23 protein-coding genes are annotated in these 24,985 nt (G+C 32.4%); 19 read left to right on the forward strand and 4 right to left on the reverse strand.

Translation table 11 applies throughout. The features are described from left to right. The first annotated feature begins 30 nt into the window (after positions 1-30). Together IW18_RS11535 and IW18_RS11540 are read left to right on the forward strand one after the other, a co-directional pair. Positions 31-1,758: a M14 family metallopeptidase gene (locus IW18_RS11535; protein ID WP_041517855.1), complete on the forward strand. Its 1,728-nt coding sequence runs from the start codon at positions 31-33 to the stop codon at positions 1,756-1,758. Between the two features lie 184 nt (positions 1,759-1,942). Continuing rightward, positions 1,943-2,476, forward strand: coding sequence for a hypothetical protein (locus IW18_RS11540; protein ID WP_041517857.1), 534 nt, complete (start codon positions 1,943-1,945; stop codon positions 2,474-2,476). A 306-nt stretch (positions 2,477-2,782) separates the two neighbouring features. Here the strand turns inward: IW18_RS11540 and IW18_RS11545 are convergent, their stop codons facing one another. Together IW18_RS11545 and IW18_RS11550 are read right to left on the reverse strand one after the other, a co-directional pair. Beyond that, a complete protein-coding gene (locus tag IW18_RS11545; RefSeq protein WP_041517859.1) occupies positions 2,783-3,379 on the reverse strand; it encodes a methyltransferase domain-containing protein in 597 nt (198 codons plus the stop codon). 221 nt (positions 3,380-3,600) lie between these two features. After that, positions 3,601-4,206, reverse strand: coding sequence for an NUDIX hydrolase (locus tag IW18_RS11550; protein WP_041517860.1), 606 nt, complete (start codon positions 4,204-4,206; stop codon positions 3,601-3,603). Between the two features lie 7 nt (positions 4,207-4,213). Here IW18_RS11550 and pyrE point away from each other — a divergent pair, with 7 nt between their 5' ends. From pyrE to IW18_RS11565, 3 genes are all read left to right on the forward strand, one after another. Then, positions 4,214-4,864, forward strand: a complete 651-nt coding sequence (gene pyrE, locus IW18_RS11555) for an orotate phosphoribosyltransferase (protein ID WP_041517862.1) — start codon at positions 4,214-4,216, stop codon at positions 4,862-4,864. A 214-nt stretch (positions 4,865-5,078) separates the two neighbouring features. Next, positions 5,079-5,471, forward strand: a complete 393-nt coding sequence (locus IW18_RS11560; protein ID WP_041517864.1) for a hypothetical protein — start codon at positions 5,079-5,081, stop codon at positions 5,469-5,471. A 302-nt stretch (positions 5,472-5,773) separates the two neighbouring features. Next, positions 5,774-6,430 carry a DUF2306 domain-containing protein gene (locus IW18_RS11565; protein WP_041517866.1) on the forward strand — a complete coding sequence of 219 codons (657 nt, stop codon included), beginning with the start codon at positions 5,774-5,776 and terminating at the stop codon, positions 6,428-6,430. Positions 6,431-6,584: 154 nt separating this feature from the next. On the opposite strand, the gene IW18_RS11570 is transcribed toward IW18_RS11565, so the two are convergent. After that, positions 6,585-7,325, reverse strand: coding sequence for a biotin--[acetyl-CoA-carboxylase] ligase (locus tag IW18_RS11570; protein WP_041517867.1), 741 nt, complete (start codon positions 7,323-7,325; stop codon positions 6,585-6,587). Positions 7,326-7,419: 94 nt separating this feature from the next. Between IW18_RS11570 and rsfS the strand changes: the two genes are divergently transcribed. From rsfS to IW18_RS11610, 8 genes are all read left to right on the forward strand, one after another. After that, positions 7,420-7,791 carry a ribosome silencing factor gene (gene rsfS / locus IW18_RS11575; protein WP_041517869.1) on the forward strand — a complete coding sequence of 124 codons (372 nt, stop codon included), beginning with the start codon at positions 7,420-7,422 and terminating at the stop codon, positions 7,789-7,791. 15 nt (positions 7,792-7,806) lie between these two features. Continuing rightward, complete coding sequence (gene ftsH / locus IW18_RS11580) at positions 7,807-9,732, forward strand: ATP-dependent zinc metalloprotease FtsH (RefSeq protein WP_041517871.1); 1,926 nt, start codon at positions 7,807-7,809, stop codon at positions 9,730-9,732. A 114-nt stretch (positions 9,733-9,846) separates the two neighbouring features. Then, entirely contained in the window at positions 9,847-10,452 is a 606-nt protein-coding gene (locus tag IW18_RS11585; protein ID WP_041517872.1) for a lactate utilization protein B/C, read from the forward strand. A 1-nt stretch (position 10,453) separates the two neighbouring features. Beyond that, positions 10,454-11,344: a phosphatidate cytidylyltransferase gene (locus IW18_RS11590; RefSeq protein WP_041517873.1), complete on the forward strand. Its 891-nt coding sequence runs from the start codon at positions 10,454-10,456 to the stop codon at positions 11,342-11,344. Next, positions 11,334-11,987 carry a phosphatidylserine decarboxylase family protein gene (locus tag IW18_RS11595; protein ID WP_041517874.1) on the forward strand — a complete coding sequence of 218 codons (654 nt, stop codon included), beginning with the start codon at positions 11,334-11,336 and terminating at the stop codon, positions 11,985-11,987. Before IW18_RS11590 ends, IW18_RS11595 begins: the two co-directional genes overlap by 11 nt. Next, positions 11,987-12,256, forward strand: a complete 270-nt coding sequence (locus IW18_RS11600) for an acyl-CoA-binding protein (RefSeq protein WP_041517875.1) — start codon at positions 11,987-11,989, stop codon at positions 12,254-12,256. The genes IW18_RS11595 and IW18_RS11600 overlap by 1 nt, the downstream gene beginning before the upstream one ends. A gap of 7 nt (positions 12,257-12,263) precedes the next feature. Then, positions 12,264-13,046 carry a superoxide dismutase gene (locus IW18_RS11605; protein ID WP_041517876.1) on the forward strand — a complete coding sequence of 261 codons (783 nt, stop codon included), beginning with the start codon at positions 12,264-12,266 and terminating at the stop codon, positions 13,044-13,046. A 140-nt stretch (positions 13,047-13,186) separates the two neighbouring features. After that, positions 13,187-14,239, forward strand: a complete 1,053-nt coding sequence (locus IW18_RS11610; RefSeq protein WP_041517878.1) for a glycoside hydrolase family 130 protein — start codon at positions 13,187-13,189, stop codon at positions 14,237-14,239. A gap of 80 nt (positions 14,240-14,319) precedes the next feature. Here the strand turns inward: IW18_RS11610 and IW18_RS11615 are convergent, their stop codons facing one another. Next, positions 14,320-16,191: an alpha-amylase family glycosyl hydrolase gene (locus IW18_RS11615; protein WP_041517880.1), complete on the reverse strand. Its 1,872-nt coding sequence runs from the start codon at positions 16,189-16,191 to the stop codon at positions 14,320-14,322. 282 nt (positions 16,192-16,473) lie between these two features. Between IW18_RS11615 and IW18_RS11620 the strand changes: the two genes are divergently transcribed. From IW18_RS11620 to IW18_RS11645, 6 genes are all read left to right on the forward strand, one after another. After that, entirely contained in the window at positions 16,474-18,144 is a 1,671-nt protein-coding gene (locus tag IW18_RS11620) for an OstA-like protein (RefSeq protein ID WP_041517881.1), read from the forward strand. Between the two features lie 87 nt (positions 18,145-18,231). Next, on the forward strand, positions 18,232-19,419 hold the full coding sequence (locus tag IW18_RS11625; RefSeq protein ID WP_041517883.1) for an aspartate aminotransferase family protein: 1,188 nt from the start codon (positions 18,232-18,234) through the stop codon (positions 19,417-19,419). 295 nt (positions 19,420-19,714) lie between these two features. Beyond that, a complete protein-coding gene (locus IW18_RS11630; protein ID WP_041517885.1) occupies positions 19,715-21,112 on the forward strand; it encodes a tetratricopeptide repeat protein in 1,398 nt (465 codons plus the stop codon). Further along, complete coding sequence (locus IW18_RS11635) at positions 21,112-21,861, forward strand: shikimate dehydrogenase family protein (protein ID WP_041517887.1); 750 nt, start codon at positions 21,112-21,114, stop codon at positions 21,859-21,861. Before IW18_RS11630 ends, IW18_RS11635 begins: the two co-directional genes overlap by 1 nt. Before the next feature lie 66 nt (positions 21,862-21,927). After that, entirely contained in the window at positions 21,928-22,692 is a 765-nt protein-coding gene (locus IW18_RS11640; RefSeq protein ID WP_052480147.1) for a hypothetical protein, read from the forward strand. A gap of 248 nt (positions 22,693-22,940) precedes the next feature. Next, the gene (locus tag IW18_RS11645) at positions 22,941-24,932 is read left to right on the forward strand and encodes a DUF349 domain-containing protein (RefSeq protein ID WP_041517889.1); all 1,992 of its coding nucleotides are present in this window, start codon (positions 22,941-22,943) and stop codon (positions 24,930-24,932) included. The last annotated feature ends 53 nt before the right edge of the window (positions 24,933-24,985 follow it).

Raw genomic sequence — 24,985 nt, forward strand, 5'->3', positions numbered from 1 at the left:
ATATTTGATTCTTGCTTTAAACCCAAAACCATGAAACTTTTTACATTTCCCTTTTTACTTTTCACAATCGCAATCTTCGCTCAAAACACTAAAAAATACGATACATTTTTCGAAAAAGGAAATGGAAATCAATCGGCAACTTATCAAGAAACTATTGCGTATTATAAGCTTTTGGCAAATGACTTTGCTACGATTCAAGTTAAGGAAATGGGTTTAACAGATTCTGGTGAACCTTTGCATATGGTGGTTTATAATCCTGACAAAGAATTTGATTTTGATAAAATCAATAAAAACAAAGCCGTTCTTTTTATCAATAATGGCATTCATGCCGGCGAACCTGATGGAATCGACGCCACTATGCAATTTTACAGAGATCTGGCAATTGGAAAACTAAAAGCACCAAAAAACACCGTTTTGGTTACCATTCCCGTTTATAATATTGGCGGTGCTTTAAATAGAAATTCGACTACAAGAGCCAATCAGGATGGGCCGGAGATTTATGGTTTTAGAGGAAATGCAAGAAACTACGATTTAAACCGAGATTTAATGAAATCTGACACTCGAAATACAAAGAGTTTTGTTGAGATTTTCCAGAAAATAAATCCTGATGTTTTTATAGACAATCATGTAAGCAACGGATCTGATTATCAATACAAACTAACTTATATTATGACACAACATAATAAGTTAGGAACCGTTTTGGGCGATTTTATGAATACCGAAATGATGCCCGCTTTGGTTAAAGATCTTCAAAAAAAGAAAATAGAAACAACACCTTATGTAGATTCTTTTAAAGATACTCCAGACAAAGGTTTCGGGCAGTTTGTAGATAGTCCAAGATATACAACGGGTTATACTTCGTTGTTTAATACAATTGGTTTTGTGGTTGAAACGCACATGCTGAAAAAATATGCCGAACGCGTAAAAATGACGTACGAATATACCAAATCGACTTTGGATTTTACCGATGCCAATTACCAAAAGATAAAAGATTTACGAGTAAAAAATCTGGAACAATATCAGCCTAAAAAATCATACACTTTAAAATGGGAATTAGACAGCACAAAAGCAACCACATTTTCGTTTTTAGGATATGAAGCAGGTTACAAAAAAAGCGAAGCCACAACAGGAAATCGTTTGTATTACGATAGAAACAAACCGTATAAAAAAGATGTTCCGTATATAAAAGAATTTAAATCGGTGAAAGAAGTCGTAATTCCTACGGCTTATATAATTCCGCGTGGATATTGGAATATTATTGATCTCTTGAAGAATAACAATATCTCGTATTCTCAGCTTAAAAACGATACCATTATAGAAGTTGAAAGTTACAGAATTGCCGATTTTAAAACGGTTCCAAATGCTTACGAAGGTCATTATTTGCATTATAACACAACCATAAATGCTAAAGTTGTAAAACAGGCTTTCGCCAAAGGAGATTACGTAGTTTCAACAAACCAAAAAGGTGTAAAATATCTCGTAGAAGCTTTTGAACCCGAAGGTGTTGATTCGTTCTTTAACTGGAATTTCTTCGACCCTATTTTGCAACAAAAAGAACATTACTCTGAATATATTTTTGAAGATACAGCCGCAAAACTCCTAAAAGAAAACCCAACTCTAAAAACTGAATTAGAAGGTAAAAAACAAACCGATGCCGAATTTGCTAAAAATCCTGATGCACAATTAAACTGGATTTACAAACATTCTGTTTACTATGAAAAGGCACATTTGCAATATCCTGTTTATAGATTACTTTGAATTTTTTAACCTCAAAGTTCGCAAGGTTTTTTTGATTTTGATTGAGTTGAAAAATGCAGAGATAGCAAAGCTTTATGTTTAAAATATCTTCTTCGACTTATTTATTTGTAAGATTCGCTGAATATCTTATGAAGCCTTGTGAGTTTGTAATTTTTCCAATGATCAAAAAAGAGAAAAACAGAAAATGAAAAAATTTTTAATAATAATATTTATAGTAATTTTTAACTCATGTAACTTATATTTAGACAGAGGAAAAAGTGTACGTACAAATTTTTTAGATTTCAATTATTTAGATAATTTCAATGAATTTATATACAAATCCAAAGTAAATGCTTCAGCAGATAATGAAATATATCAAAGTACAAATTTTAGTGTGAATCTCCCAAAAAAAATAATAAATTGGAAGATTGCCAGCAATGAGTTTTATTTTGAATTTGATAAGAAGGAAATCATTTATATAAAAAATGAGTTTAATGATGAGTCTAAAACTAATAATTGGCATCTCCAAGAAATTAATAATCACGAAATACGTAATAAACTAATCTCTTACTGGAACATTAGAGGTTACAATGAAGTCTTATTTGATGTATCTAAAAAAGATAGGGTTTCAAAAATTTACACTAATGGAAAAACTTATATTTTGCTGTATAACATTAGACAAAAAAATTACGAACATTATTTAGATTTAATCAAGAGTTTTAAGTACTTAAAAAATTAATATAGTATACGATTTTATACTTTTATCTCCTGTTAGCGCGAGTGTATTGCTCGTGAACACTCAGATCACTTCGTGTGCCGATCAGTAAATTTTGCAAATGAAAACTTCATCGAGTTTCATCTTTTCTATCTTTGTCGAGTTTCGTGTGTGATTCCTCGTTCCTCGGAATGACAAATGAGACGCAAAAAAACATTAGATTTGTCATTTCGACTGAAAGGAGAAATCACACTAGAAACTATGCCTTTCGTAAACGCAATCAAAATAGAATTAAACAAAAAAAACTCACGAGCGGAACGATCGTAATAGCTAAGACATTTTTCTCCAGAAATTTAATATTCCGTCGCAGGCAGAATATTCTAAATCAAAACTTTCGGGTATTTCTTCCCACGTACTCCAAAAGGTAACGAGTCTCGTATATTTGGGCGTTTTGGCGAGTTGATCTCTAACGTAATTAGAATAAGACAGAAATAATTCACTTTTTGGAACTATAATTTTATCTATTGGGCAGGATGTGTCGATGTTCTCGAAAAAAGAATTGTAAAAATAAAACGCATCATAATCTGAAAAAGAAATATCGGTGATATTAGAATGTATAAATTCGACATTTTCGACATGGTGCTTTTCGGCAATTTTTTTGGACAGTTTAGTAAGCGATGCTCTTTGTTCGACTCCATAAAAAATGCCTTTTGTAGAGGCCGCACCTACGAAACAAAATTTACCTACACCCGCACCAATATCTAATACTTTTTTATTGGGTTTATTGACCAAATAATCTGCTGCTATTTTTGCAATGGCAACTGGTGTCCAATGTCGTTCTGATAGTCTTCTGATGCGCGTAGAGTACAACATATTAAAAGTACTGTCGTCTATATCTTCGTCGTTCCTTAAAGCTTTAAAAATCATTTGCGAGGTATTTGTATTCCAGATTACAAAAAAAATAATTTTGCTTTTTATGCTGTTATTTTAAAATTTACAGTATTTTCCTGCAATATAATATTATTTGCTATAAGTTCGCAATCTTAAAGTGTAAATTAAGATTGATTTTTTGTTATGCTTGGAATGTCAACAACTTAAGCCTTGATTTGAAGTATTGGTAGGCTTTGGTTTTAGAGTAATTTTTATCCTTATACTGTAACTTTATTTTCTTCTTCGAATAATAATTTAATGTTTTCGTAGGAATTTTTTAGTGCTTCTTTAATTTGTTCCGGGTTTAACCATGCTACTTTTTCGATTCCTTCTTCGATTTGTCCGTGTGGAGTTCCTTCAAAATCTGAATACATTTCGAACCAATGTGTGATTTTGAGTTTGTATTTTCCGTTGCGTTTAAAGATATGGTAAGTTTTTTGTAACTTTTTTGTAATGCGTAGTTGGTTTACACCGGTTTCTTCTTCGACTTCGCGCATGGCTGTGGCTTCAATTTCTTCGCCTTTCTCGATTCCGCCTTTTGGTAAGTCCCATTTTCCGTTTCTGAAAATAAATAATACTTCGCCTTTTTTATTGTAAACAAAGCCTCCTCCAGCCTTATTAACAGGAATTTTGGCTTTAAGCGTTTTCATAATTTCCTTTTCGTCAGGATGATATAAATAAGCTTTTTGAATTTTATTTTGAAAAATTTTCACTATAAGTTGCTCTATATCAATACTCTCTAACAAGAATAATTGAAAATTAGTCTCCTTTGAGATTTCATTTGTCAAAAAAAGTGGTTTGTCGTTCACAAAAACTTTATACATTTGTACTATGATTTTTAATAAAGATACTGCCGAAAAAACAGCCGAATTGCTTTTGCAAATAAATGCAATTAAATTGAATCCCGAAAATCCTTTTACATGGGCTTCTGGATGGAAATCGCCTATTTATTGTGATAATAGGTTAATTCTTTCATTTCCTAGCATCCGAAATTATGTTCGTGATGAATTTGCGAAAAATATTGAAAAACAATTTGGGAAACCAGATGTCATTGCCGGTGTTGCCACTGGAGCCATTGGAATTGGAATTCTTGTTGCTGAAAGCCTTGGATTGCCATTTGTATATGTGCGCCCGGAAGCAAAAAAACATGGAAGACAAAACCAAGTAGAAGGTTTTTTACAAAAAGGCCAAAATGTGGTTGTTGTTGAAGATTTAATTAGTACCGGAAACAGTAGTTTACTTGCTGTAGAAGCGTTACGCAACGAAGGCGCAAATATTAAAGGTATGGCGGCGATTTTTACTTACGGGTTTAATGTTGCCGAAGAAAACTTTAAAAATGCCAATATCGATTTGTATACGCTAAGTAATTATGAAAACTTATTGGATCTTGCGGTTCAAAAACAATATATTACCGAAGAGCAACAATCGACTTTGCTAGAATGGAACGAAAGTCCATCGACTTGGGGAAAAGAGGAGGAGTAATTTTAGATTTCTGAATTTAGATTTCAGATTTTAAAAAAATCGCTTTGCTCTTTTTTGGAATTTGGTCCCGAGACTTCGGGATAAAAATTGAAATTTATTTTTATACAGCTTTGCGTCCCGAGGCTTCGGGATTACGTTTATAAAGCTAAACTTTAGAAAAAAACTTTGCGCACTTTGCGGTTAAAAACTTACGATATTTAAATAAAAACAAAATATGAACTTAGAAAGTCCAAAAGTTACTGTTCAGAAATCAGCTCAAGATTTATTTGATTTATTGACTGATGTTAAGAATTTTGAAAAATTAATGCCTGATAATATCGCTAAATTTGAAGTGATTGGTGAAGATGCTTTTATTTTTGGACTGAAAGGTATGCCGGAAATAAAATTAAAAATGAAGGAAAAAGTAGCGCCAAACAAAATTGTTTTGGGAGCTGCAAGCGATAAACTTCCTTTTACTTTGGTTTCGAATATTGATAGTGTTTCGGCTTCAGAAAGTGCTGTTCAACTTCAATTTGAAGGCGAATTTAATGCTATGATGGCAATGATGATTAAAGGCCCAATTAGTAAATTTATTGAGACTTTGGCAACTAATATGACGAAGCTTTAATTAATAATGGTGAATTATAAATTGTAAATTATAAATTAAAAGTCCGATTTTATCGGGCTTTTTTTTGTCACAGATTTTACAGATTTATTTCTCGCAAAGTCGCTAAGACGCTAATAAAACTGAACTTTACGACTCTGCGACTTTGCGAGATTATTTTAAAAAACCTTAAAACCTTAGGACCTTTGCCCCTCTGAACCTTAAAAAAAAACATTTCATCCCTAAAAAACAACAGTTCAGAACTATAAATTATCGTAAAATAAATGATTAATCTAAGTTTGATCCATAAACTAACAAACATCAAAATGGAACCAGCTATTAAGATTTTAATTTACATTCATGCTTTTTTTGGAGGAATTGGATTAATGACCGGAATTGGAAGTATTCTTGTCAAAAAAGGAAATGCATTGCACAAACGATTAGGGAAACTTTTTTCTATTGGCATGCTAACGAGCTGCATTATTTCGCTCTTTATTTGCTGGATGCCAAACCACCAAAATATATTTTTGTTTCTAATTGGTTTATTTACAATTTATCTTGTGATTTCGGGCAACAGAGCCACAGCATTTAAACATAAAACAAAAGCTAATTTTACAGACAAATTAATATCCGGAAGTACTTTGTTTTTCTCTGCAATAATGATTGCTATTGGATTCTACTGCCAATTAAAAAACATTCAAAACGGTATTTTATTTCTGTTTTTTGGCGGATTTGGACTTTATATGTCGATTAAAGACTTTATGTTCTTTAAAAATGTTTCGGAAATGAAGAAAAAATGGCTTTTTAAACACATCGGAAAAATGACTGGAGCATTAATCGCTTCTGTAACTGCCTTTATCGTTGCCGGAATTGGACTTGGAAATTTAATTGCCTGGATAACGCCTTCTATTTTTGGAACTTTATATATTGTTTACTGGAACAGAAAAACAACGCCCAAAGCGGATAAAATGGTAAAAGCATAAAAAAATTGTTTCTTGCAGATTTTGCAGATTGAGCAGAAAAATTTAATTCACTAAATATGTCGCAAAAGACGGTGATAGATTACTTTAAAAAAATATTATAAACCAAAATCCTAAATATCTTTGAACCTCTGAACCTTTGAAAATTTGCACCTCGTTAGTAAAGCATCTGAATCTCCTTTATATCAAATTCCGACACAGAATCGTCTTCTAATAAAACCTGCAATTTTCCAATTGTAGAAACGCCTTGAATGATTCCCATAAAATTTTGTCTTGCATTGTTTGTATTCAGGCTTTTAAACGGCATTGGTATTCCTTTACGAAACAATGAATTAAAATATTCGTTCCAGAAAACTGTAGAATTTGTTTCCCATAATTTGATTTTTTCTTTCATCTTTTCGACGATTAAAACAGGTAGAGCGTCTTTATCAAAACTGCGTCCCGCAATAACTGCCAGCGAAGATGCATTAGGTAATTCGTCATAATTTGTTTGGTTAACATTTAAGCCTAATCCAACAACTGACACGATCCTGCCATCACTTTTTAGGGTATTTTCGATTAGTATGCCACCAATCTTTTTATTATATGACATAATGTCGTTTGGCCATTTTATACTTAAATCAGAAATATCCAACGATTTTAAGACATCAATTACACTTAACGAAACAATAATACTAAGGTTAAAAACCTGTTCGTTACTAAATACAAAATCCTTAACCAAAGCACTCATAATTAAGTTTTTACCCGACTCAGACAACCACTTTGCCCCCATCTGCCCCTTCCCTTTTGTTTGGGTTTCGGCTGTAATAACCGTAAAATTATCCAGTTCATCTTGGCTCGCCAATGATTTAAGGAAATCATTTGTTGAATCTATGGCATCGAGTTTGATTAGTTTCATTCAAGTAATTTAAATAACTTAATTTAATATTTTGTTTAAGGTTCAAAATTAAACACAAAATTTGGTAACTTTACAAATTCATATAAAATAATTCATGGCGAAAAAGACTATTAATAATGATGTTCTATTGGCGAACATAATCAAAGGAATTGAAGAAGTAAAAGGTAATGATATCAGTATCCTTGACTTAAGAGAAATAGACACGGCTGTTTGTGACTATTTTGTTGTTTGCAACGGAAATTCTAACACTCAAGTTAACGCCATTGTAGGTTCAATTCAAAAAACAGTTTCTAAAGATTTAAAAGACAAACCTTGGCACGTAGAGGGAACCGATAACGCGGAATGGGTTCTTATGGATTATGTGCATATTGTTGTACACGTTTTTCAAAAACACATTCGTGAATACTATAATATCGAAAGCCTTTGGGGTGACGCCAAAATAACTACAATCGAAAACAAATACTAAAGAAAATTTTTTCTAATGGCTAAAGATAATAATCCAAACCCGAGTAAATTTAAAATAAGTCCTTGGTTAATATATACCGCAATACTTCTAGTTTTTTTATTTATAAGTTTTGCAACCGGTGGATCTAACTTAAGCGAACCTGCTCAATTAACTTCTTCTAAATTCAATGTATTATTAGAAAAAGGACAAATTGAAAAAGTAATCGTTTATAATAAAGCTGAAGCTGAAGTATACTTAACGCAAGCTGCTCTTAAAGATGCAGCGAATAAAAAGGTGGCTAAAGATATTTTTGAAAGACCAAACAAAGGTCCTCACTATACTTTAGAAATTGGTAACGACCAAATTTTTCAAACTAAATTAGAAAAAGCAGTTGGCGAAGGCAAACTGAAAGATTTTAATTTCTTGCAAAAAAACAACTGGAGCGATATCTTAATTAGTCTACTTCCAATTATCATTATTATTGGTGTATGGATTTTCATTATGCGTAAAATGTCAGGTGGCGCAGGTGGTGGTGGCGGACAAATCTTTAACATTGGAAAATCTAAAGCTAAATTGTTTGACGAAAAAACAGACATTAAAACTACTTTTAAAGATGTAGCAGGTTTAGAAGGTGCTAAAGAAGAAATACAAGAAATTGTAGAATTCTTGAAAAACCCAGAAAAATATACCAATCTAGGAGGTAAAATTCCAAAAGGAGCATTACTTGTAGGCCCTCCGGGAACTGGTAAAACTTTACTTGCAAAAGCTGTTGCCGGCGAAGCTCAAGTACCTTTCTTCTCTTTATCAGGTTCTGATTTCGTAGAGATGTTTGTAGGTGTTGGAGCATCACGTGTACGTGATTTGTTTAAACAAGCTAAAGAAAAATCTCCCGCTATTATTTTCATCGACGAGATTGATGCTGTTGGTAGAGCTAGAGGAAAAAGTAATATGTCTGGCGGAAACGACGAGAGAGAAAATACTCTAAACCAATTATTGACAGAAATGGATGGTTTTGGTACAAACTCTAACGTAATCGTTTTGGCTGCAACTAATAGAGCTGACGTTCTTGACAAAGCTTTAATGCGTGCAGGACGTTTTGACAGACAAATTTTTGTTGACTTACCAGACATTCGCGAAAGAGCTGAAATATTTGCAGTTCACTTAGCACCTATCAAAAAAGTTGAAGGTCTTGACCTTGATTTCTTAGCAAAACAAACTCCGGGATTCTCTGGTGCCGATATTGCAAATGTTTGTAACGAAGCGGCTCTAATTGCTGCTCGTAACAACAAAACTGCTGTAGACAGACAAGATTTCTTGGATGCTGTTGATAGAATTATTGGTGGTCTTGAAAAGAAAAATAAAATCATTACTCCAGACGAGAAAAGAGCAATTGCTATTCACGAAGCTGGTCACGCAACTGTAAGCTGGATGCTTGAGCATGCTGCACCACTTATTAAAGTAACTATTGTACCTCGTGGACAAAGTTTAGGAGCTGCTTGGTATTTACCAGAAGAAAGACAAATCGTAAGAACAGATCAAATGTTAGACGAAATGTGTGCTACTATGGGAGGAAGAGCTGCTGAAAAAGTAACTTTCGACAGAATTTCGACTGGTGCACTAAGCGATTTAGAAAAAGTTACACGTCAGGCTCGCGCAATGGTAACAATTTATGGTTTGAATGAAAAAATTGGAAATGTTACTTATTACGACTCAACTGGTCAAAGTGAATACAATTTCTCTAAACCATATTCTGACGAAACAGCAAAAATCATTGATAAAGAAATCTCTGAATTAATTGAGGGTCAATACAAAAGAGCCATCGAAATTCTAGAAGAAAACAAAGACAAACTAAATCAACTTGCTGATATATTAATAGAAAAAGAAGTTATTTTTAAAGATGACTTAGAAAATATTTTCGGAAAACGCTCTTTTGATAAAAATTTAGAAGAAGTGGTTTCGTAAAGTATTCAATAAATATGCAATATTTTTTAAAATCTTAATTCAAAATAGCCTTTTGAATTAAGATTTTTTTATCTTTGAACGTTTTCAATTAACATGTAAAGTATTTCATATAAAATGAATTTTTTCAAAAAAATATTTGGTTCGAGCGATGCCTCTTCTGATGAAGAAAATGAAAGCGAATATGGAGGAAGTCCAATTCAGGATAGCCATCTTTCTATCGATGAAAGATTCATTTTCAATTTCAAGAAAAATGGCGGTAAATTTTTGTATTGCGAAAACAAACAAGAAGTTGCAGAACAATTTGAAAACATTTTAGAAGAAAACGACTGGTTCGAAAAAGAAGTTCTTTGTTACGAACCTGCCCTATTTAATTTATTAGAAGAAAATAAATTACTTTATATTTCTCCTAGAAGTCCTAAGTTTTTACTTGCTACTTGCGAAAACTTAATTGCCGATGAAGGCTCTATTCTATTTTCATCAAAACAGATTAGACAAGACAAACCAAACGAATTACCGGCAAACATTGTAATTATTGCAACGACAAGCCAAATTCTTTCTATTAAAAGCGATGGCTTAAGTGCGATCAAGCGTAAATACGAAAGAGACTATCCAACCAATATCACCACAATAAAATATTTCGAAAAAGCAAAAGAAGAAGATTTTACACAATACGGTAGTGTTGCCAAGAATTTATATTTATTGCTTTTAGAAGACCTTTAAGATGAACGAAACACTCAAGAGAACCATTTCTGGTGCTGTTTATATCGCTTTACTACTAACATCTATTCTGTTTTCAACCGAAAGCTTTATTGTTCTTTTTGGAGTCTTCCTAATTATTACAATTTATGAATTTTCTAATTTAGTAAGTTTAAATAAAGTATTCTCAATTTTATTTGGGGCTTTATTTTATTCTACAATTATATTAATTAGTCATTACAATAAACAAACTACTGCCTTTTTAAATAATTTATTTAAATCAAATTTTGATTTAGAGATAAATATCCAGCAATTAGATCTAATACTTCTTGCGGTTACGATTGTAATATCGATTAAATGCATTTTATTCTTATTTTACGACTCTATTCAAAGCATAAGCATCTCTTCTAAGTATTTGTATTTATTAGGTTACATCACGCTTCCTTTTATCTTTATTGTAAAAATTTCATTTGGAACTAATAATTACAATCCAAAAATCATTCTTGGATTATTTATCTTAATCTGGACAAACGATACTTTTGCTTATTTAGTTGGAAAATCTATGGGAAAGCACAAATTATTTGAACGTGTCTCTCCTAAAAAAACAATAGAAGGATTTCTTGGCGGAGCTGTTTTTGCTGCTTTCGCAGGTTTCTTGATTTCAAAATTATACATTCAGCCCAATCCGGACTTTAGTAGTAAATCAATTTTAATATGGACCATCATTGCTGTAATTGTCAGTATTTTTGGAACTATTGGAGATTTGATTGAATCAAAATTCAAGAGAATTGCCGGAGTAAAAGACAGTGGCTCTATAATGCCTGGTCATGGAGGTATACTAGATCGATTAGATAGTGTTATATTTGTAGCACCAATTATATTTTTATTTTATCAAATTTTATATTATGTTTCATAAAGAGGGAGGCCCATCCATTTTATTAGGTACTGTTTTTACAGTTGCCGTACTTTTAATTGCTGAGAAATTCATTGATATTAATTGGCTAAGAATACTTGTACAGCTTGCGGGCGTATTGGTATTAATCATTATTTTGCAATTTTTTAGAAACCCAAAAAGAATTGCGATTAGAAACAGTGATCAAATCCTAGCTCCAGTTGATGGAAAAGTTGTGGTTATTGAAGAAGTTTATGAAGGTGAGTTTTTTAAAGACAAACGTTTACAAGTTTCAATCTTTATGTCTCCAATAAACGTACATGTTACGCGTTACGCAATGGACGGAATCATAAAATTCAGTAAATATCACCCTGGTAAATTTTTGGTTGCATGGCACCCAAAAGCTAGTGAAGAAAATGAAAGAACTACTGTTGTAATCGAAAATGATACTTTCGGACAAATTTTATACAGACAAATTGCAGGTGCTCTAGCACGCAGAATTGTAAACTATGCTCAAGAAGGAATGCAAGTTATTCAAGGAACTGATGCTGGTTTTATAAAATTTGGATCAAGAGTAGATTTATTTTTACCTTTAGGTACTCCTATCAATGTTGTATTGAACCAAAAAGCTATTGGTGGTAAAACCATCATTGCTACAAAAGCTTAATGACTGAAAAAGATTTAGATACTCGTTTTTCTGAGGCTGTTGAAAAAGCTCTAAAAATGACACAAGCCTCACTGCCGCAAGATGTGCAGCTAAGACTTTATGCTTATTACAAACAAGCCACTTTTGGTACAGCAATTTACAATCAATCTGAAAATTTTGATTTAAGAAATGCTTTTAAAACAAATGCCTGGATGCAGATTAGTCATATATCGATTGACGAGGCTAAAGAAAATTATATTGAGATCATTAATTCACTAACATTAAAATAAATACATTATGAAGAAGAACATTACTCGTTTTGGCATTTTTGCTTCATTTTTACTATTATTTTCTTGTAATGACAAAAACAAGCTAACTGAAGTTGTAGAGGTTCCATTGCCTTCAAAAGAAGAAAAAATAACAATAGGTTCTCCGAACGATGTAAAAGCAGATCCGGGACCTTTTGAGTTAACAAAACTTGCTTTTTCTTATGACGCATTAGCGCCGGCAATAAGAACTCTTACTTTAGAAACGCATTACTCTAAACATTATTTAACGTATACCAACAATTTAAATAAAGAAATTGTAAATACTGAATTGGAGAATTTACCAATTGAAGATATTCTAAAAAAACTAGATCTTAGTAACGCAAAACTTCGTCAGAATGCAGGTGGTTATTACAATCATACCCTATATTTTAATGTTTTAACACCTAAAGAACAAACTCCAAAAGATACCTTGTCTGGTTCTATTAATAAAGAATTTGGGTCTTTCTCTAATCTTACAACTCAATTTAAAGGACAATCAGAAAAGCAATTTGGTTCAGGATGGGTTTGGTTAGTGGTTGACAGATATGGTAAACTACAAATTACAACTACCGAAAATCAAGATAATCCGTTGATGAAAAATGCATTGATTCCGGGAACTCCTATTCTAGGAATTGATTTATGGGAACATGCTTACTATCTTGATTATCAAAATAAAAAAGGAAGTTATATCGACGCCTTTTACGAACATATTAATTGGGAAAAAGTAAACGAAAATTATATCGCGGCTTTAAAGAAAGTCAAAAGAGTTTAAAATCAAAAAGCTGATACAAATAAGTATCAGCTTTTTTTTTGCTCTTTACTAAACATTATTAGCAAATAACAGCGCAATTTTAATCTTTCAAAAGAAATTTATGTTATCTTTTATATTCTAATCACTTAGAAATAAAAGACATGAAAGATATAGCAAATCGTTTTAAAGAAAACCCGTTATTATCACCAAATGACTTAGTTGCAAGTACTGACGGATTAGAAATCACTTGTTTACTGAATCCTGGAGTATTTTGGTACCAAAACAAAACTTGGTTAATTGTTAGAGTAGCCGAAAGGCCTGAACAAAAAGAAAACTCAATCTCATTTCCAATATTAACCAAAACAGGAACTATAAAAATTATCGAAATACCCAAAAATGATCCAGATTTAATTGCAAATGATGCACGAGTAATCAATTATAAAGGAAATGATTATTTAACAACATTATCGCATTTGCGCTTATTATGCAGCGAAAATGGACGTGATTTTTACGAACCTGAAAACTATCCTTTTTTAGTGGGCGAAGGACCTTTAGAAACATTTGGAATAGAAGACTGTCGTGTTGCATTGATTGATAAAACTTACTACCTAACCTTTACTTCAGTTTCAGATAATGGTGTTGGTGTTAGCTTACGCACCACAACCGACTGGAAAAACTTTACCAAACATGGTATGATATTACCTGCACATAATAAAGATTGTGCCATTTTTGAAATGAAGATAAATGGTTTATTCTATGCCTTACATCGTCCAAGCAGTGTAGATATTGGTGGCAATTATATTTGGATTACTTCATCTCCTGATGGTATTCATTGGGGAAATCATCATTGTATTATAAAAACAAGAAAAGGATTCTGGGACAGTAAAAGGGTTGGTGCGGGTGCATCGCCTATTAAAACTAAAAATGGCTGGCTGGAAATTTATCATGGAGCCAATGAGAATCATCAATATTGTTTGGGTGCATTTTTAATGGACTTAAAAGACCCAACAATAGTAATTTCACGAACGGACGAACCAATTATGATTCCGACAACAAATTATGAATTGAGCGGCTTTTTTGGAAATGTAGTATTTACAAATGGACATATTGTCGAACCAGACGGAGACACACTCACGATATACTACGGTGCTTCTGATGAATTTGTTTGCGGTGCACAATTGTCGATAAAAAATATTCTTCAACTACTAAAATAGACAAACTCATAAAAATTAAAAAACCTTGTGTTGAAAATTTCAACTTCCAAAACAAGGCTTTCTTATTATGTATTCCCTCGCTATTTTAACTCATAAATAAATGATTCTGAAGGCGCAATTTTCACTCTTGCAGTTCCTGCTCCATTTATAACTTTTAACAAAACTGAGCTCTTTTTATACAATTGATCTATGAGAGTATACTCTCCATCCTTCAAATTCCACTTTTCAATAATACCAGAAGGAATCTTCAAATCAAACTCACTTGTTTTATCTGAAGAAAAATTAGCAACAATAACCAATTTTTGATTTTCTGACCAACGTACAAACGAATAAATCAATTCATCGTAACCAGCATTATTCTGACGATTTACCGTTTGAATTTCCTCAAAACTTCCCATTAAAGCAGGACTTTTTATAGAGAAATTTAATAATCGTTTATAAAAGTCACGCAGGCTTTTCTCTGATTCTGAAAGTTGTCCACCATCAAATTTTCCTTCATTCATCCATCGTTGGTGATTTGGAACTCCGATATAATCAAAAATTGAAGTTCTCGAACGAGTTCCAAAACCTGCATTTTCATTTCCAGCCTCTCCTACTTCCTGTCCAAAATAAACCATAGTTGGCGAAGTACTAATAGTTGTAGAAACCACCATTAACGGTTTCCCTCGTTCCGGTGTTCCTGCAAATTCAGGACTTGCTAAACGTTGTTCATCATGATTGTCTAAAAAATGAAGCATATTATGTTCAATATCTATCATTCCTTTTTGAATATCCGTTAATCCATCCGGAGACGATTTTCCGCGAATAACATCTTTTAGTTTATCATACGTTTCGACCTTATCATACAAATAATCCATTTTTCCTAAACGGATATAATTGCGGTATTCTTTAGGATTATAAACTTCTGCTAATAAAAAAGCATCTGGATTTTTCATTTTAATGGCTGAATTCATATAGCTCCAAAATTCGTACGGAACCATTTCGGCCATATCGTAACGAAAGCCATCAACACCTTTTGCAGTCCAATACAAAGCAATATCTTTAAATTTCTTCCAGGAATCCGGAACATCTTTATCTTGCCAAAAAGCAAAATGTTCTTTATAAGATTTTTGATCAAAACCCACAGGAAGCTCAGAAAAATCTTTAGAACCATCTGGGCGAATCCCGTAATTTACCTTTACAGTTTCGTACCAGTCATTCTGGTCTGGTTTTACTTTTCGCGAACCATTACCTGTCCATTTTGCAGGATTTTCATCAAATACACCATCAACAAGCGCATTTTTTTCTCCGTTTAAAGGAATATCATTGTCAGGAATTTCAAAATGCATTTTCGGGATATAATAGAAATTATTATCTCTTTTGTATTCAACCGTTACATCGTCGTCAGCACCAAAGTCCTTTACACCTTCAGGATTATTCTTCCCCTCATATTTTCGAGCGATATGATTGGGTACAATATCAATAATCAGTTTTAGTCCTGCTCTATGCGTACGAGAAATTAAATCTTCAAATTCTTGTAATCTATTGGCAGGATTTACTGCTAAATCAGGATTTACATTATAATAATCTTTTACCGCATAGGGCGATCCTGCACGTCCTTTTACCACCTCAGGATCATCATTAGAAATTCCGTAAGCCGCATAATCTCTTACCAAAGCATGATGCGGAACTCCAGTGTACCAAATATAAGTAACACCTAAGTCTTTGATTTCATGAAGTGCTTTGTCTGTAAAATCATTAAATTTCCCAACACCATTCTCTTCAATTGTTCCCCAAGGTTTGTTTGTTGTATTTTTATTCCCAAACAAACGTGTAAAAACCTGATAAACTACAACCTTCTTATTCTTAGAATCTTCCTCTTTAGTTACATCCATTTTTAAATCTTTGGTTTTACATGCCGAAAACAACATGGTTGCAGCCAATCCTGCAACAAAAACTCTTTTATTTATCATATTTTTTATAATCTAATTCATTTTTAAACTAAAAAAACAACCTCCTAGCTCAAAAACCATTTCCTAAATTTAGACTAAATTTTAAACTCAGAAAAAACTAAAATCACTTTTGCTTTAATTTCAGCTCAAAAAATTAAACTACAACGAGAGAGTGCCCAATTTTGTTAATAAATCGAATACATCAGCATCTCTATTTTCATCAGTCATTTTTGATTTATAAATTAATCTTAATATCAAGAAAGGTTGTAACCTTTTTCATAAATTTGACAAAAATTTAATAAATTGAAGAAATCATTCTTTATCATATCTTATTGTTTGCTTTTGTTAAGCGTACAATCCATTTTTGCGCAGGCACCAAAACCAAAAACTATTAATATCGAGAATTCAGATTTAGTAGAAATTAATCAAGTATTAGTACCTGATGGGGTTTTACTTACCGGAAATGTAAAAGTAAATCATGATGGTGTTGTATTAACCTGTAATAAAGCTTACTTTTTTCAAAAAGAAAATTACCTTAAAGCTTTTGGAAATGTACAACTAGTTCAAGGTGATACTTTATTCCTGAACAGTAAATATGCCGAATATAGCGGAAACTTAAAAAAAGCTTTTGCAACTGGAGATGCCGTTATGAGTTCACCAGATGCAACCTTACGAACCGATACTATTAATTTTGATCGAAATGTTCAACAGGTTTTTTATAATACTAAAGGTACGATTGTAAATAAAGACAATACTTTGGTAAGTAAATCCGGAAGGTATTATGTAGAAGAAAAAAAGTTCCAGTTTTTGACTGAAGTTACAATTACTAATCCAAAATATGTTATAAAATCAAATCATTTAGATTACTATAGCAACTCAGGGCATACCTATTTATTTGGACCTTCGACCATTACCAGTCAGTCTAATTATATCTATACAGAAAAAGGTTTTTATGACACTAAGAAAAACTTAGCACATTTTTTACGAAGGTCATACATTAAATACGATGATCGACTTATTGAAGGCGATAGTTTATACTATAATCGGAATATCGAATTTGCATCAGCAACCAGAAATGTAAAAATCACTGACTCTATAAATCGTGGAATTGTAAAAGGTCATTATGCCGAAATTTACAAACTTAAAGATTCGATGTTTGTAACAAAAAGAGCCGTAGCCATTAATCTTGTCGAAAAAGATTCCGTTTATATTCATGGACAAAAGTTGATGGTTACAGGAAAAGAAGGCGAACGAATTTTGAGAGCATACAAAAACGTTCGTTTTTACAAAATTGACATGAGCGGAAAATGCGATTCAATACATTCGAACTCTAAAACTGCATTAACCAAACTTATTGGTAATCCAATTTTATGGAATGGAGAAAGTCAAATTACCGGCGATATAATGCACTTAATTGGCGATAACAATACCAAAAAACTAGATTCTTTAAAAGTCCTCAATAACACCTTTATAGTCTCGCGGGATACCCTCGGAACGGGTTATAATCAGGTAAAAGGAATTAATTTGTTTGGAAAATTTAAAGATGGAAAACTACACGATGTTGATGTCATTAAAAATACCGAAGTGGTCTATTATATGCGGAATGATGACGATCATGAACTTATTGGAATTAATAAAAATGTGAGTAGTAAAATCAATCTTATTTTAGAAAACAATGATATTCAAACTATTACATTTTTCAACAAAGTTGATGGAGATCTTTGGCCTGAAGCCGATTTGCCCGAAAATGCACGTAAGTTAAAAGGGCTTCGTTGGCGTGGTGATGAACGAATAAAATCGAAAGATGATATTTTCACCGAAGAAGACAATGAAATGAATGACAAATTAGTTAAAGAAGGAAAAGACGAAGCAACCAAGAACAAAAACGTCCCGATGAAAGTCAGGAAAGAAACGCGAGATTACGATAAAAAGAAGCCCGCAGTAAAACCCGTACCAGCGAAGTCTAAAAAGTAGTTTTCAGTTTTCAGTCGCAGTTTACAGAACCTGAAACAAAAAAACTAAGAACCTTAGTACCTTTGCCTTTTTGAACCTTTGAAAAAAATGAATACAGATTTTATAAAATACCAAGCTCAAACTTCCCCTTATCCTTTAGGAATGGAAGTTTCGCACGCTATTGGCTCTTATATTTACGATACTAACGACAAAAAATATTTAGATTTTGTAGCCGGAGTTTCGGCTTGTACACTAGGACACCAACACCCAAGAGTTAATCAAGCAATAAAAGATCAATTGGATAAATACTCGCACGTAATGGTTTATGGCGAATATTCGCAAAGTCCAGCCGTTCAATATTGTAAATTACTAGCCTCACTCCTACCGGAATCTCTAAATAAAACCTATTTGGTTAATTCAGGAACCGAAGCAATAGAAGGCGCACTAAAATTAGCCAAACGAACAACAGGTCGCAGTCAGCTTATTTCTTGCCACAATGCTTATCATGGTAACACAATGGGATCAATGAGTGTTATGGGATTTGAAGAACGCAAAAGAGCCTTTCGTCCTTTGCTTCCAGATGTCGATTTTATAACTTTTAACAACGAAGAAGATTTACAAAAAATAACTACAAGAACAGCGGCAATACTTTTAGAAACTATTCAAGGAGGTGCTGGATTTATTCAACCCGAAAACAACTTTCTGCAAAAAGTTCGCAAACGTTGTGACGAAGTTGGCGCCATGATGATCGTCGACGAAATTCAGCCAGGTTTTGGTAGAACCGGAAAACTATTTGGTTTTCAGAATTACGATGTCGTTCCGGATATTGTGGTGATGGGAAAAGGAATGGGAGGCGGAATGCCTGTTGGTGCTTTTACAGCACAAGCAGAAAAAATGGACCTTTTAACAGAAAACCCTAAATTAGGTCATATTACGACTTTTGGTGGTCATCCTGTCATTGCGTCAGCCTGTTTAGCTACTTTGCAAGAATTAACTGAAACTAATCTAATGCAAGAAGCTTTAGAGAAAGAAAAACTCTTTAGATCGCTTTTGGTACATCCTTTGATAAAGGAAGTTAGAGGAAAAGGATTAATGCTTGCCGCTATGACTGAAACTGCCGAAATAACAAATGAGGTAATTTTGAAATGTCAGGACAAAGGGCTCATTTTATTCTGGTTGCTGTTTGAAGGATGCGCTATCAGAATAACACCACCGTTAACCATTTCTGATGAAGAAATAAAAGAAGGTTGTGCCATAATTTTGGACGTTATGGATGACATTTTGAAAAAAGAATAAAAAACTTAATTTGGAGCTACTTACCGCGTCAGTTTACTATCGTTCATGTCCTGCTATCAACTTTATCTTTGTATTAAAAAAAGATATCGCCACTATAAGGACTAAAGCTCTCCGTTAAAAAACAACTATAATAATAACTAATAGTCTTTTTAAAAATAAGAAGATTATGACTAAAAACAGAATGGAATTCTGTCCATATTGTTAATTAAATTGTTCACAACAATTAATTTCCTTTCCCCACAACAATAATATGGTTGCCTAAATTTATAACAGGCTAATTTCAAATAAACAAAGTATGCAATTAAGCAACGAAGAAGAAGATTATAACCTATCCCTATCCAAATTTGAGTCTATGTTAAAAACTAACAAGGTACTCTTTTTTGATTCTGAAGAATTTGAAGAAATTATACTTCATTATTTAGATATAGGTAAGGCTAATTTAGCAAAAAAGGCCTTGAAACTTGCATTAGACCAACACCCAAAATCTACGGGCTTAAAATTAGTACAAGTAGAAATGTTGGTTTACGACGACAAACTAGAAATCGCCGAAAAACTCTTGAATGAGTTGTATGCAATTGAACCCAACAACGAGGAAATTTACATCCAGAAAGCAAATATTTGTTCTAAAAGAGATCAACACGAAAAAGCGGTAGAATTACTTAAAATTGCTTTGCAATATACTGACGATTACGCTGACGTGTACAATTTAATTGGAATGGAATATCTATTTATGGATAACCTTGAGATGGCAAAAGACAGTTTTATTAAATGTCTGGAAGAAGATTTAGAAGATCAATCTGCTTTATACAATGTCGTTTATTGTTTTGAATTTTTAGATCAAAACCAAGAAGCCATTGTATATCTTAACGATTATATCAACAAAAACCCATATAGCGAAATCGCTTGGCATCAGTTGGGACGTTTACATTATGGTGTAAAAGAATACGAAAATGCGATTCGCGCTTTTGACTATGCAACTCTTATCGACGATGAGTTTTTGGGAGCTTTTATGGAAAAAGCAAAAGCTTACGAACGCCTAAAAAAATACAGTGAAGCTATAGAAAGCTATAACAGAACGATCGAATTAGACGATGCAACTTCGTATGCTTTATTGCGTATTGGAAAATGCCACGAAAAACTTGGTAATACTGCAAAAGCATTACAATATTACAACCAGACTGTACACGAAGATCCGCTTTTAGATAAAGGCTGGATTGCTATTACGGACTTTTATGTTCGTCAAAAAAACTTTCAAAAAGCCTTGTTCTTTGTCAACAAAGCATTAGCTATTGACAATCAAAATCGTTTATATTGGAAACGTTATGCGACGATCAATAAACAAATGAACTTTTTTGAGGAAGCTGAGTTTGGTTATAGAAAAGCAGTAGAATTTGGAGATTACGCCTTAGATACCTGGTTATTTTGGGTTGATATTCTACAATTTTTAGGTGAATTCGAAAGCGCTATTCAAACCTTGTTACAAGCTTCAGAATATTTTCCTGAAGAAAACGAAATCGAATACCGTTTGGCCGGATTGTACTTTATGATTCAGGACAATACAAAAGCAAAATTTCATTTAAGCAATGGTTTGCGTTTAAACTTTGATAATTATATCTTAATCGAAGATTTATTTCCAGTAGTCTGGTCAAAAAAAATGGTTAAAAATTACATTGAAAAACACAGAAAACAATAATGATTGATACTTTAAGAAGACGTTTTGGCTTGTTGGGCCGTAATATTAGTTATTCATTTTCGAAAGGATATTTTACAGAAAAATTTAGTGATGAAGTTTTTGCCGGCAACAGCTACGAAAATTTCGATATTTCTGAAATTAATTATTTTACCGAATTGGTAAAAAACAATCCTGATTTAAAAGGTTTAAATGTTACAATTCCGTATAAAGAACAAGTCATACCCTTTTTAGATAAACTATCAAAAAAAGCCGCTTTAATTGGAGCAGTTAACACAATTAAATTCACTAAAAGCGGAAAATTAAAAGGATACAACACTGATTATTATGGTTTCAAAAAATCATTAGAACCATTATTAGAACCACATCATAAAAAAGCACTTATTCTAGGCACAGGCGGAGCATCAAAAGGTGTCGCTTTTGCTCTTGATGAACTAGGTATTCCTTACACTTTTGTTTCGAGAGAAGCCAAAGAAAACATTATTGACTACAACTTAATTAACGCTACAACTTTTGATAACTATAAAATTATTATCAATTGTACTCCAGTTGGTACAAGCCCAAATATAGAAGCTTGCCCTGATCTTCCATACGAGTTTTTTACAGATAAACATATTGCTTACGATTTAATATACAATCCGGCAGAAACTCAGTTTTTAAAAAATGCGAAAGAAAAAGGAGCAGTAATAAAGAATGGTTACGATATGCTTATTTTTCAAGCCGAAAAAGCCTGGAAAATCTGGAATAAATAAAAATTCAGTTACAAATAAAACATTAACGTAATTTTCATAAATTAGACTACTCATTTATAAGTAGTTATGAATAAATTACAAACATTATTCTTGTTTCATCTTCTAATCACATTTTCTGTCCTGGCACAAGAAAAGAGTCAAGACTTAAATGAAAACTCTCAAAATATTTATACTGAGGCTCGGTATCATTATTACTTAAAAACTATTTTACTCTTTAATGAGTATTTAGATACTGAGACAGGTTCTTTTAATACAACAGAAATTCGATTCTTACATCCTATTGCAAATAAAGCTTGGAATTTAAGAGTCGACCTTCCGTTAGTTTCTACAAATACTTCTTCGATTAATAAAACTGGAATTGGAGACATTGGATTTGGCATTAGCTACATTCCTTACTTGAAACATGAGAATGGCGGAATCGCCTTTCGAGCAAGAATTATTTCTAATTCTGCCGCAGATCCCGCTCTGGGAAGTGGAAAATGGGTGGTTGCACCCGCCGTATTCTATGGAAAATATCTTGTCCTAAATAAATTACTATGGATAACTTCGCTTGAAAATCAAAGTAGCTTCGCAGGATCAGACAATCGGAATGCCATAAATCTAACCGCTTTCGAAAATTACTTCATGTATATCTTTGGCAAAAACTGGGTTGCTGCAGATGTAGCTTTTAGATACAATGCCACTAATAAAGGCTACCCAAATAATACTTTTATTGAATTTGGTCGAAAAATTACCAAAAACGATATGGCTTACATTCATCCTAGCATAGGATTTGGAGGTCATAAAACTTATAATTACGGTATCGAAGTAGGAATGTTGATTTTATTTTAATTTAAAGTAAAATTAAAATTTCAGGCAAATGATATTAATTTAATTTCAATTTTCTAAAATTTCTATTAAATCAGAATTTAAATTTACTTCAAAAAAAAGAGTAAAAAAACCGATATGATATTCGTAAAATACTGCAATAAATAAGAATTTCATCGGAAAATAGCGTATAAACAAACGATTTATTTTGTATTTAGAAACACCTTTACTATCTTTCGCTCTGTTTAAATAAAAACCTTATACATTAAATAATGTTAGAAGAAAAGAATGATAACCTGCAAGAAGCAGACGGAAAATTAGAAATCGAAATTAGCGATTCTGCACAAGATAATGCAATTGAAACATCAGAGCCTGAAACTGCTGCTGAAATCTCAACTTCTGAAATTGAATCTGAAGTAGAAAATACAGCCGAAGAAACAGAAACTGCACATCAAACTGCATTAGATGCTATAACAAATTCGAATGCCGAAGAAAGTGAAGATGAAACGCTAAAAGAGCGTCATGAAATTCCTATGCAGGATTATGATACTTTTTCTTTGGATGCACTTGTTGATGAACTAAAAAAATTGATTAATACAGATAAAGTAATGTCTGTAAAAGATCATATCGAAGAAATTAAAAAGTCATTTTTACTACAATACAACCACCTTATCGAGGAAAAAAAGGAAGAATTTAATGCTTCTAATCAAGACCCGAACGAGGAATTTGAATATCACTCTCCGCTAAAATCTAAATTCGATGAATACTATAATGTATTTAGAGAAAAAAGAAATGAGCATTTCAAGCATTTGCAAACCAACCTAAAATCAAATTTAGAGAATCGACTTGCAATTGTTGAAGAGCTTAAAGAGCTTATTAATCCACAGGAAAACATCAAAGACACACTTAAACATTTTAATGATTTAAGAGAAAGATGGAAAAATGCCGGTTCAATCCCAAAAGATAAATACAATCACGTTTGGAACAACTATCATTTTCATGTAGAAAATTTTTATGATTATCTGCATTTAGATCGTGAAGCCAGAGATTTAGATTTTAAATACAATCTAGAGCAAAAGCAAAAAATAATTGCTCGTGTTGAAGAATTAGTTAATGAAACGGACATCAGCAAAGCATTCCGTGAATTACAGGATTTACATAGAATTTGGAAAGAAGATATTGGCCCCGTTTCTAAAGAACACCGTGATGTAATCTGGAACAAGTTTAGCGAATTGACTAAAAAAATCCACGATAAAAGAGAAATTTTGTTTGAAAGCCAAAGAGCAAACGAGCAAAAAAATCTTGAAGTTAAAAAAGAAATCATTGGTAAAATTGAAGTTTTAGGAACTGAAAAAGTTAACTCGCACTCACAATGGTTAGTACAAATTCAGAAAGTAGAAGCACTTAGAAATGAGTTTTTTGCTGCCGGAAAAGTTCCATCTGAAGTAAATGAAGAAACTTGGGCTGCATTTAAAACTGCCGTTAGAAACTTTAATTCTTTTAAAAACTCTTTTTATAAAGACATTAAAAAAGATCAAAACGACAATTTAAACAAAAAAATGGCTCTTGTTGCCAAAGCAAAAGAACTACAAGAAAGTACTGATTTTAGCGCAACAACTCCAATCATGAAGCAAATTCAGGAGGAGTGGAAACAAATTGGTCACGTTCCTAAAAAATATTCTGATAAAATCTGGAAAGAATTTAAAGATGCTTGTAACCATTATTTTGATAAATTAAAAGAACATAAATCAGAAGAAAATGTTGATGAAGTAGCTGCTTTTGATAACAAAAAAGCATATTTAGACATCTTAAGAGCTTATCAACTTACTGGTGATCACAAAACTGATTTAGACGCCATTAAAGCGCATATCGAAATCTGGAAGGGCTACGGAAAAGTTCCTTTTTCAAGACGTCATATCGAAGGAAAATTTAACAAAATCCTGGATGCTCTTTTTGAAAAATTAAGTTTGAGTAAAAAAGAAACTGAAATGTTACGTTTTTCTAATCGTATTGACTCATTATCTGACAGTAATGACACACGTAAACTGGATAATGAGAAGATTTTCCTGATGCGTAAAATTGAAGAAGTTCGAAATGAAATTTTCCAATTAGAGAATAACATTCAGTTTTTTGCTAATACAAAAAATGCTAAAAAAGAAAACTCAATTGTTCTTGAAGTTCGCAAAAACATCGCTATTCACAAAGAAAGCCTTGAAGTTTGGAAAGACAAATTGAAACAATTAAGAAACTTAGGTCAAGAGTAAAATTTAAGTTGAAATAAATTATAAAAGGTGTAGTGAAAATTCATTACACCTTT

The organism is Flavobacterium hibernum, assembly GCF_000832125.1.
Classification (GTDB): domain Bacteria; phylum Bacteroidota; class Bacteroidia; order Flavobacteriales; family Flavobacteriaceae; genus Flavobacterium; species Flavobacterium hibernum.

What these genes read in the sequence shown, in the direction of transcription:
- IW18_RS11545 (WP_041517859.1), bottom strand. Translation starts at nt 3,379, where the DNA reads ATGATTTTTAAAGCTTTAAGGAACGACGAAGATATAGACGACAGTACT.
- IW18_RS11600 (WP_041517875.1), top strand. Translation starts at nt 11,987, where the DNA reads ATGACTGAAAAAGATTTAGATACTCGTTTTTCTGAGGCTGTTGAAAAA.
- ftsH (WP_041517871.1), top strand. Translation starts at nt 7,807, where the DNA reads ATGGCTAAAGATAATAATCCAAACCCGAGTAAATTTAAAATAAGTCCT.
- IW18_RS11630 (WP_041517885.1), top strand. Translation starts at nt 19,715, where the DNA reads ATGCAATTAAGCAACGAAGAAGAAGATTATAACCTATCCCTATCCAAA.
- rsfS (WP_041517869.1), top strand. Translation starts at nt 7,420, where the DNA reads ATGGCGAAAAAGACTATTAATAATGATGTTCTATTGGCGAACATAATC.
- IW18_RS11540 (WP_041517857.1), top strand. Translation starts at nt 1,943, where the DNA reads ATGAAAAAATTTTTAATAATAATATTTATAGTAATTTTTAACTCATGT.
- pyrE (WP_041517862.1), top strand. Translation starts at nt 4,214, where the DNA reads ATGATTTTTAATAAAGATACTGCCGAAAAAACAGCCGAATTGCTTTTG.
- IW18_RS11640 (WP_052480147.1), top strand. Translation starts at nt 21,928, where the DNA reads ATGAATAAATTACAAACATTATTCTTGTTTCATCTTCTAATCACATTT.
- IW18_RS11550 (WP_041517860.1), bottom strand. Translation starts at nt 4,206, where the DNA reads ATGTATAAAGTTTTTGTGAACGACAAACCACTTTTTTTGACAAATGAA.
- IW18_RS11615 (WP_041517880.1), bottom strand. Translation starts at nt 16,191, where the DNA reads ATGATAAATAAAAGAGTTTTTGTTGCAGGATTGGCTGCAACCATGTTG.
- IW18_RS11595 (WP_041517874.1), top strand. Translation starts at nt 11,334, where the DNA reads ATGTTTCATAAAGAGGGAGGCCCATCCATTTTATTAGGTACTGTTTTT.
- IW18_RS11645 (WP_041517889.1), top strand. Translation starts at nt 22,941, where the DNA reads ATGTTAGAAGAAAAGAATGATAACCTGCAAGAAGCAGACGGAAAATTA.
- IW18_RS11585 (WP_041517872.1), top strand. Translation starts at nt 9,847, where the DNA reads ATGAATTTTTTCAAAAAAATATTTGGTTCGAGCGATGCCTCTTCTGAT.
- IW18_RS11560 (WP_041517864.1), top strand. Translation starts at nt 5,079, where the DNA reads ATGAACTTAGAAAGTCCAAAAGTTACTGTTCAGAAATCAGCTCAAGAT.
- IW18_RS11570 (WP_041517867.1), bottom strand. Translation starts at nt 7,325, where the DNA reads ATGAAACTAATCAAACTCGATGCCATAGATTCAACAAATGATTTCCTT.
- IW18_RS11565 (WP_041517866.1), top strand. Translation starts at nt 5,774, where the DNA reads ATGGAACCAGCTATTAAGATTTTAATTTACATTCATGCTTTTTTTGGA.
- IW18_RS11610 (WP_041517878.1), top strand. Translation starts at nt 13,187, where the DNA reads ATGAAAGATATAGCAAATCGTTTTAAAGAAAACCCGTTATTATCACCA.
- IW18_RS11635 (WP_041517887.1), top strand. Translation starts at nt 21,112, where the DNA reads ATGATTGATACTTTAAGAAGACGTTTTGGCTTGTTGGGCCGTAATATT.
- IW18_RS11535 (WP_041517855.1), top strand. Translation starts at nt 31, where the DNA reads ATGAAACTTTTTACATTTCCCTTTTTACTTTTCACAATCGCAATCTTC.
- IW18_RS11625 (WP_041517883.1), top strand. Translation starts at nt 18,232, where the DNA reads ATGAATACAGATTTTATAAAATACCAAGCTCAAACTTCCCCTTATCCT.
- IW18_RS11590 (WP_041517873.1), top strand. Translation starts at nt 10,454, where the DNA reads ATGAACGAAACACTCAAGAGAACCATTTCTGGTGCTGTTTATATCGCT.
- IW18_RS11605 (WP_041517876.1), top strand. Translation starts at nt 12,264, where the DNA reads ATGAAGAAGAACATTACTCGTTTTGGCATTTTTGCTTCATTTTTACTA.